The sequence below is a fragment of the Rhodoplanes roseus genome (assembly GCF_003258865.1).
In the GTDB taxonomy this organism is placed as follows: domain Bacteria; phylum Pseudomonadota; class Alphaproteobacteria; order Rhizobiales; family Xanthobacteraceae; genus Rhodoplanes; species Rhodoplanes roseus.
Genome location: NZ_NPEX01000544.1, coordinates 1 through 1,719 on the forward strand (window position 1 = coordinate 1; position 1,719 = coordinate 1,719).

Below are 1,719 nucleotides of genomic sequence, written 5' to 3' on the forward strand. Positions count from 1 at the left end.
CCGGCCGGGCCGAGCCGTCCGCCGACACGGTCGCCCAGGCGGCGCTCGCCCGGCTCGCCGCCGCGGCGCGGCCGGCGGTGCGGGCCGTGTTCAATCTCACCGGCGTGGTGCTGCACACCAATCTGGGCCGCGCCGTGCTGGCCGAGGCGGCGATCGACGCCGCCGTGACGGCGATGCGGCGGACCGTCGCGCTGGAGTTCGACCTCTCGACCGGCAAGCGCGGCGAGCGCGACAGCCTCGTCCGCGATCTCCTGTGCGAGCTGACCGGCGCCGAGGACGCGACCGTCGTCAACAACAACGCCGCCGCCGTGCTGCTCGTCCTCAACACGCTGGCCAAGGGCCGCGAGGCGATCGTGTCGCGTGGCGAGCTGATCGAGATCGGCGGCGCCTTCCGCATGCCCGACATCATGGCGCGGGCCGGCGCCAGGCTGGTCGAGGTCGGCACCACCAACCGCACGCATCCGAAGGACTTTGCCGACGCGTTCACCGAGCGGACCGGGCTGGTCCTCAAGGTGCACACCTCCAACTACCGCATCGAAGGGTTCACGGCGGCGGTGCCGACAAGGGAACTCGTCGCCATCGCGCGTGAGAAGAACGTGGCGGTGGTCGACGATCTCGGCTCCGGCACGCTGATCGATCTGACGCGCTTCGGCCTCGCCCACGAGCCGACCGTGGCCGAGGCGGTCGCGGCCGGCGCCGATCTGGTCACCTTCTCGGGCGACAAGCTGTTGGGCGGCCCGCAGGCCGGCATCGTGGTCGGCCGTCGTGATCTGATCCAGAAGATCAACCACAACCCGATGAAGCGGGCGCTGCGCCTCGACAAGATTCGCCTCGCCGCCCTGGAGGCGACGCTGGCGCTGTATCGCGATCCCGATCGTCTCGCCGAGCGGCTGCCCACGGTCCGGCATCTCGCCCGTCCGCAGGCCGACATTCTCGCGCAGGCGCACCGCATCGCACCGATGGTGGCGAACGCGCTCGGGGAGGCGTTCGAGGTCACGGCGGAAGACTGCGCCAGCCAGATCGGCTCCGGCGCGCTGCCGCAGGCGACGCTGCCGAGCGCCGGCGTGTTCGCCCGACCGCGGAGCGAGAAGGGCGCCGGCCGCGCGCTGGAGCGACTCGCGAAGGCATTGCGTGAAAAGCCCGTGCCGGTGGTCGGCCGCATCAGCGACGGCGCGCTGGTGCTGGATCTCCGCTGCCTCGACGACGAGGCGGCGTTCGTCGCGAATCTCGCGCCTCTCGCGGGAGGCGCCGATGCGCTGGCTTGATCGCCTGATGGGACGCGACACCGCGCCGCTCGACATCAAGGCCCGCATGGCCGAGGCCTACGAGGCCGCCGGCCGTCACGACTACGCCGTGGCGCTCGACATCTGGGCCGAGCTCGCCCATGCGGGCGTGGCGCGGGCGCAGAACAATGTCGGCGCCTGCTTCGCCGAGGGCCTCGGCGTCGAGCGCGATCTCAAGCTGGCGCGGCGCTGGCTGGAGCTCGCGGCGGCCTCCGGCGACGCGGTCGGCCAGCGCAATCTCGCCGCCCTCGACTTCAAGGGCGAGGACCGCGAGCCTGACTACGCCGCCGCTGCGCGAAACTATCGCGCGGCGGCCGAGCAGGGCGACGGGCCGGCCCAGGACATGCTGAGCTGGATGCTGCTCGAGGGCGAGGTCGTGCCGCGCGATCTGCTCGAGGCGCGGCGATGGGCCGAGGCGGCGGCCCGCCAGGGCGTC

General features: G+C 72.7%; 2 protein-coding genes. Both read left to right on the forward strand.

Annotated features, from left to right (window positions below):
- Window positions 1–1,265 (forward strand): L-seryl-tRNA(Sec) selenium transferase (selA, locus tag CH341_RS31105; RefSeq protein ID WP_111423535.1); only part of this gene is annotated, 1,265 nt, incomplete at its 5' end.
- A partial coding sequence (locus tag CH341_RS31110; RefSeq protein WP_146604706.1) for a tetratricopeptide repeat protein occupies window positions 1,252–1,719 on the forward strand: 468 nt, incomplete at its 3' end. The genes selA and CH341_RS31110, both read left to right, overlap by 14 nt.